At 68.4% G+C, this 6,000-nt stretch carries 7 protein-coding genes and 2 pseudogenes; 4 read left to right on the forward strand and 5 right to left on the reverse strand.

Annotation, left to right across the window (positions count from 1 at the left end):
- Window positions 1-149: 149 nt before the first annotated feature.
- The 5 genes and pseudogenes from ACHZ99_RS18185 to ACHZ99_RS18205 form a co-directional block, all read right to left on the reverse strand.
- Window positions 150-538: pseudogene (locus ACHZ99_RS18185) on the reverse strand (tyrosine-type recombinase/integrase); the annotation flags it as partial.
- 39 nt (window positions 539-577) lie between these two features.
- Window positions 578-928, reverse strand: a pseudogene (locus ACHZ99_RS18190) (WbqC family protein); the annotation flags it as partial.
- The gene (locus ACHZ99_RS18195; protein ID WP_420305648.1) at window positions 850-1,140 is read right to left on the reverse strand and encodes a WbqC family protein; all 291 of its coding nucleotides are present in this window, start codon (window positions 1,138-1,140) and stop codon (window positions 850-852) included. The pseudogene ACHZ99_RS18190 and the gene ACHZ99_RS18195, both read right to left, overlap by 79 nt.
- Complete coding sequence (locus tag ACHZ99_RS18200; protein WP_420305649.1) at window positions 1,082-1,753, reverse strand: YdcF family protein; 672 nt, start codon at window positions 1,751-1,753, stop codon at window positions 1,082-1,084. Before ACHZ99_RS18200 ends, ACHZ99_RS18195 begins: the two co-directional genes overlap by 59 nt.
- A 70-nt stretch (window positions 1,754-1,823) precedes the next feature.
- Complete coding sequence (locus ACHZ99_RS18205; RefSeq protein ID WP_420305650.1) at window positions 1,824-2,894, reverse strand: helix-turn-helix domain-containing protein; 1,071 nt, start codon at window positions 2,892-2,894, stop codon at window positions 1,824-1,826.
- A 204-nt stretch (window positions 2,895-3,098) separates the two neighbouring features.
- On the opposite strand from ACHZ99_RS18205, the gene ACHZ99_RS18210 reads away from it, so the two are divergent.
- From ACHZ99_RS18210 to ACHZ99_RS18225, 4 genes are read left to right on the forward strand one after another with little or no spacing between them, the layout of a single operon-like run.
- Window positions 3,099-3,422 (forward strand): hypothetical protein, encoded by a 324-nt coding sequence (locus ACHZ99_RS18210; RefSeq protein ID WP_420305651.1) that lies wholly within the window; start codon window positions 3,099-3,101, stop codon window positions 3,420-3,422.
- Window positions 3,422-3,946: a hypothetical protein gene (locus ACHZ99_RS18215; protein ID WP_420305652.1), complete on the forward strand. Its 525-nt coding sequence runs from the start codon at window positions 3,422-3,424 to the stop codon at window positions 3,944-3,946. Before ACHZ99_RS18210 ends, ACHZ99_RS18215 begins: the two co-directional genes overlap by 1 nt.
- Window positions 3,856-4,980: an adenosylhomocysteinase gene (locus ACHZ99_RS18220; RefSeq protein ID WP_420305653.1), complete on the forward strand. Its 1,125-nt coding sequence runs from the start codon at window positions 3,856-3,858 to the stop codon at window positions 4,978-4,980. The genes ACHZ99_RS18215 and ACHZ99_RS18220 overlap by 91 nt, the downstream gene beginning before the upstream one ends.
- A gap of 11 nt (window positions 4,981-4,991) precedes the next feature.
- Window positions 4,992-5,534, forward strand: a complete 543-nt coding sequence (locus ACHZ99_RS18225) for an NUDIX hydrolase (protein ID WP_420305654.1) — start codon at window positions 4,992-4,994, stop codon at window positions 5,532-5,534.
- Window positions 5,535-6,000 lie beyond the last annotated feature (466 nt).

Below are 6,000 nucleotides of genomic sequence, written 5' to 3' on the forward strand. Positions count from 1 at the left end.
AGGCACGGTAACACCGGGTGACCCCACCGCATCTCGCCCATATCGACGAGGGAGCCATCGGCTGCAGTCCCGCCCCCACCTTCTTGAGCCCCTCGTCGTCAAGACTGGGCTTGACCTCCAACCCCCGTAACGCCAGCCGTTGAAGACCTCTAGACCTCGGGCCTCTTCCGCTTGACCTTCTTCTTGATCTTGCCAGGCTTCGTGCCCTTCGCCTTCTTGCCGACCTTGCGAGCAGCCTTCTTCTCCTCGTCCCTGCGCTGGAGCGGGACCAGCTTGGCGGTGGCCTCCGCGGCCCCGCGGCCGACCTCGGGGAGGACGCTCTGGTGGATGTCCCGCGTGATCCGGGTGTCGCTGTGCCCGGGGGTGTCGGAGACGATCTTCACGTCCAGCCGGCGGCGAGCATGAGCGTGGCCGCGCCGTGGCGCAGGTCGTGCCGCCGGACCGGCGGCAGGCCGCTCGCCTCCACGAGCCGCTCGAAGTAGTCGGACAGCCAGCCAGGGTGCAGCCACTCGCCGTTTTCCTGAGTGAAGCGCATGCCGCCGGTGCGGCAGGGGTAGACGGTGCTCCCTGTCGCTGCGGCGAGGTCGGCGAGGCGCTGAGACCGGCCGTCGCGGGCCGGTAGGGCGCTGCTGTGCAGGACCTCGCCGCGCCACCCGATCGACGACAGCAGTGCGAGGGCGGATGCCGCAGCAATATCCGCGGTGCGGTCCGTGTTCCCGAAGCGGTCGAGGACGGGCTCGACGACCTCCCGTACGGCGTGCCAGTGGCGGCTACGGCCGTAGTGCTGGCGGACGAGCTCGGCGACTCTGCGCCGGCATCTGTGAGGCTCGGCGAGGCGCGCCTCGAGGATCAGCGTCGAGCGGCCTCGGGGGAGGTGCGTCGAGAGCGACAGCCACTGTCGGGCGCTGGGATCTCTCCAGCTCGCCAGCGGGCGCGGTGCTGGTAATCCCGTCGCGCGAACTGCACGTCGTCGAGGACGATCCATCGGTCGGCCGCGTACAGCTTCGCGAGGGTGGACAGCCGCGGGAACAGATTCGGCTGATGGATGGCACACACTGCGCCCGGCAGCGCAGGCGACCGCTCAGGACGTGAGGAGGCGGCTGTCGAATCCGGCGCGCAGGAGGCGCTCATAGGCGGCATGGACGTCCCCTGGTACCTCCTGCTCGACGGCGAACCCGAGCTTCGGGTACTCGATCACCCGTTGCAGGTCGCCGACGAGCATGTCTACGACGAGCTTCTCGTCGCCGATGGCCTTCACGTAGTCGTCGAGCTCGAGCGGCTCGGATGCGCACACGACGTCGACCTCGGGCCACACCTTGCGGCATGTCGCATAGGCGCGGCGCTCCATGTACGGCTTGGAGACCAGGAGCAGTGAGTCGATCTCGATGGCGGCCTCCCGCAGCACCTCGCGTGAGAACACGACGTTCTGACCGGTGTTCCCTGCCTTGGGCTCGACGAGGATCGCATCGCCGGGCACGCCCAGCTCGAGCGCGTGCTCGCGGTAGTGGACCGCCTCGCCGCGCGGGAAGCGGGCCGCGGTCGTCGGGCTGTTCCCGCCACTGAACACGATCACCGGGAACAGGCCGGCGCGGTACAGGTCGGCAGCGGTGGTGGCGACTCCGAGATCGTGGCTGCCGAGACCGATCGCCGCCGAGCAGGGGCGCGGCTCGTGCCCCATCTGGTGATAGTCCCAAATCACCCTTGCGTCACTCCAGTGCGCATCGGTGATCGTGCGCTGCTCGCGGTCCGGCATTGGCACTCCCTGTTTCTCCTCGCTGGCCACTTACCTCGACAAAGGCGGCTGGGGCACCTCCCATGCGTAGTTATGGGGGAGGGCCGTCGCTCGACCGCCGGATGCCCTCGATGCTGCGTAGTTGGTGGCTGAGCCCGTACTGCCTCGCCACCTGCGCCGCGTCGTCAAGGACCGTTAGCCCATCATTCAGGGTGGCAGGGTCCGACAGAAGAATGTGCCCGTGTGCGGTGTCCAGCCGCACTCGCTGCATGGGGGAGTCGACTGTGCCTGTCGAACGCGCGATGTCGATGTACTGGAGTGCTCGAGTGAGATCGCCGGCACCGCGGTACGCGAGAGCGATCTTTTGCTGAGCGACAGACCAGTCCTCGGGTTCCGCGAGGTCCTCGAACTCGTGAGTCGCCGCGCTCATCACCTTGACAGCGTAGTCGTTGTTGCCGTCCTTGCTGAGCGCCGTGCCCACCCACAGACGGGCTCGCGCATGGTCGCGCCCGCTCAGCCGCTCGTCGGTTGCCAGCCGTTCGTACTGTCGGGCGGAAACCTCGAGCTTCCCGGACATCTCGTCGACCACGGCGAGCGACAGCTCGATCTGCGCGACACGACGAGGGATGTCGATCTCAGCGAACAGACTGCGCGCGGTGCTGTACGAGTGGTGTGCCGAGAGGGGGCCGAGGGTTGCGCCCTGGTCGCGTTGGAGGTCGCCGAGCAGGACGAGCGACCGGCCATAGAGGTAGAGGCCCTTGTCGTCGAGAGCACGCGGGTTGTGGCGGCCGAGCCACCGGTTCAACAGGTTCGAGGCGAACGAGAAGTTCTGACGGCTCAGACACACGATGGCGCGGTCGATGTCCTCGGTCCATGTTTCGTAGTCCGCCGCGCGAACTGGGCTGCGCCCTGCACGGCCGTCCGTGAATCCGGCAAGCAGCGCCTCGAAACGGCCTCGCGCCAACGTGTCAGCACGCGCGAGCGCGGTGTCGAGGATGGCCTGCGTATCCGGCCGCGGAATGGTGTCCGCGCCGAGCTGTTCCCACTTCGCCACTGTGCGCAGCGCGACGCCGAGGTGCTCAGCGAACGCGCGCGTACTCATACGGAGCGCAGCGCGCAGGGCGCTCGCTTCGCGGCCGGTCCACTGCTGAACGCTGATCACGGGCTGCCTCCCTCTAGTTACGTATGGAAGCACGCTGCGTGACGGCTGTGGTTCGAAGTGCAACGGAAGTACAACGCCCGGTCATTTCGAGGCCGTTGGTAAGCCACGACGCTCGAAGCCATGGAACCCATCACAGAGCGACGCCCGGTGAACGGCCCTCACGTGTACGGCTACTTGCGCCGGACGACCAGCGAGGCTCGGCTCATGGCCCTTGCCGCCTCGCTCGCCGAATACTGCCGACAGCACGAGCTGACGCTATGCGGCCTCTTCACCGAGCGTGGAGCGGTCACCGAGGTACGGTCGCCGGCCTTCGTGGGCTTGCTCGACGTTCTCGAGCTGCCGGATACGTACGGCGTCGTCATGCCCGCTCGCACCCACCTCGGGCCGAAACGTTGCGCTGCGGAGCGCGAACGGCAGCTAGCCCAGACGAGCGCGCGCCTGATCGTGGTCCGCTCGGCTAAGCCGAGTCGCGGCGATCTGCGCCTTGTCGACACCGGCCCCGTGGCCCGGCAGAAAGGGGGCGCCTGATGTCCCTGCGTGAGGCACTACGTGCCGCACCGCTCGTCGAGGACGTCCCCGGTGTGCACCTGCTCGCGGTCGGCCACGGGTGGGACGTCGTACGGGTGCCCGCCGATGCCGGATTCCTCGCGCTCGCACGGATCAGGGTGGCCGAGGAACGGCTCGGCCCGGTGCTCTACGACCGACCGGGCGAGCGCCTCTACTTCGCCGTTCCGACCGGCAGCCGTGACGCCTGGGCCGGCTTGCCGGTGCGGCTGCTCTCCAAGGGCTCATGGCTCGTCGCCCCGAACCCGCACCGCTCCGAAGAGCGGTTCGCCGGATGGCGCGAGCTGCCCGACGACGAGAGGCTCACCGCCCCCGCCACGCTGCGCCGCGCCCTCGAGGAACGACAGATCAACTCAGCACCACAACCCGAGATCGTCGCAAGGGAGGAGAGGCAGGAATGGAAACCTTCGAACGCGCCCGTCTTGACGCCTACTTCGGGCGCATCGCCACGCGCTTCGCTCCCCAGGAGCGCCCGGCATCGTTCCTGATCACGCACCTACTGCCGGAGCGCCCGGCATTCGTGCGGGGCGTGGCGAGCGTGACCGACCTGCGTGCCGTACTGCCCAAGCCGAAGTCCGTCCAGGCTGAGGCGCGGCGTCGGGTCGAGGCCGACGGGCACGCGTGCGACAGGCTGACGCGCGAAATGTTCGCGGATGTCGACCGCGCCGTGCGCTACGTCGAGGCGCGCGCCGCCGGCCGCCCGGTCGTGCTGCTCGACGTCGGCGGGTACTTCACTCCAGCCCTCGACGCCCTGTGCGATCGTTTCTCGGGGCGCATCCTGGGCGTGGTCGAGGACACGGAGAACGGGCACAAGCGGTACGCCGAGTACAACAAGCTGCCCTGCCCGGTCGTCTCCGTGGCCCGCTCGCCGCTCAAGGACCCCGAGGACTTCCTCGTCGGACAGTCGGTCGTCTTCTCCACCGAGGCCCTGATGCGCAGCCGCGGCGACATCCTGCACGGCCGTACCGCGCTGGTGATCGGCTTCGGCAAGTTGGGCAGCTCCATCACCCGCCTTCTGCACGCCAAGGGCGTACGAGTGGCCGTGTACGACATCGATCCCGTACGCCGCACACAGGCCCTCTCGCAGGGCTTCACGGTGGCCCGCGACCGGGCGAGCGGCCTCGAGGACGCCGGGCTCGTGCTGTGCGCGACAGGCTCGCTCTCGCTGCGCGGCGAGGACTTCCCGCGGCTGCGCAACGGCGCGTACGTGGCAACCGTGACGAGCAGTGAGGACGAGCTCGAGCTCGACGGCCTGCCGGACGTCTACGAGCGCGCCCACATCGGTGAACACGTCACCCGCTACCTCACAACCGGGCACTACTTCTACCTGCTCAACGGCGGGAACGCCGTCAACTTCCTGCACGGCGCCAGCGTGGGACCGTTCATCTTCCTCGTACAGGCCGAGATCCTGGCTGCTTCCGCCATGCTCGCCCGCGGCGAGCTGGCCCCCGGTATGCACGAGATCAGCCCGACCGAACGCGCCGCCATCGCGGCGACATGGCTCGACTACTTCAACCGATAGGAGAGACGCTCGTGCCCATCACGGCTGAGCACATCCGCGAGACCGTCGACGACTACCTCGACTCCCACCCGGACGAGAAGTGGCGGCTCGCGCCCGTCCTCGAGCTCCTCGACGCCGGAGCCGACCTCACGTCACGGAAGGAGTTCCGCGGCCACGCCACGGCGGGGGCAATTCTCGCCGACCCCGCCGGCCGCGTCCTCCACATCCGGCACCTGGCCCTCGACCGCTGGTTGCTGCCCGGCGGGCACCTCGAGGCGGACGATGCCCGACTCGTCGACGCGGCGCAGCGCGAACTGACCGAGGAGACCGGCATTGCCGCATCCGTCGTCGTCCCGGTAGGGCTGCGCCCGCTGCACATCGACGTGCACCCCATCCCGGCGAACGACGCCAAGGGGGAGCCCGAGCACCAGCACATCGACTTCCGATTCATCTTCCGCACGTCGGCGAATGTCGGCGAGCTCCAGACCGAGGAGGTCACCGCCGCAGCATGGCGCGACGCCGAGACAATCGCGGAGGAGACGCTGCGCAGCCGCGTCGTGCAGGCCCTGCGCTGACAGACCGGCCGCTTCCGACGATGTGATCCCCTACGCGCGCCCGGCATGTCGCAAGGTGAACGCCCCGACTTACGCGCTCCTACGCGAGCCGGGGCGTTCGCTCATGAAGTCAGTCTCGAGGCTGTCCGTCATCAGCGTCTCGATTCTGGAGGCTGCGTCGCACCTCGTTCCACGCCTGGATGACGTCTGGCAGCTTTGTGAGTAGCTCACGGAGCTGGGCGAGCAGCAGCATGGCGGCTCCGAAGGCGGCGAGGATGGTGAGCGTCACACTGTCCCAGTTCACTCGAACGCCTCCGAAGAGTCATTGGCCGGGCGCTGGGGCAGAACACGATCGAGCCAGGCAGAGTCGGCGCCGACCCTCTCAAGGTCCTCTCTCACATTCCTGCCGTAAATGGCCTGTCCATGACGGAAGCGGATCTGCAGACCCCCAGGCCGGCCCTCGGTGTGCACTAGGTCGTACGTGCAC

Origin of the sequence: Streptomyces sp. MAR4 CNX-425 (assembly GCF_048656465.1) — a bacterium.
Lineage (GTDB): Bacteria > Actinomycetota > Actinomycetes > Streptomycetales > Streptomycetaceae > Streptomyces.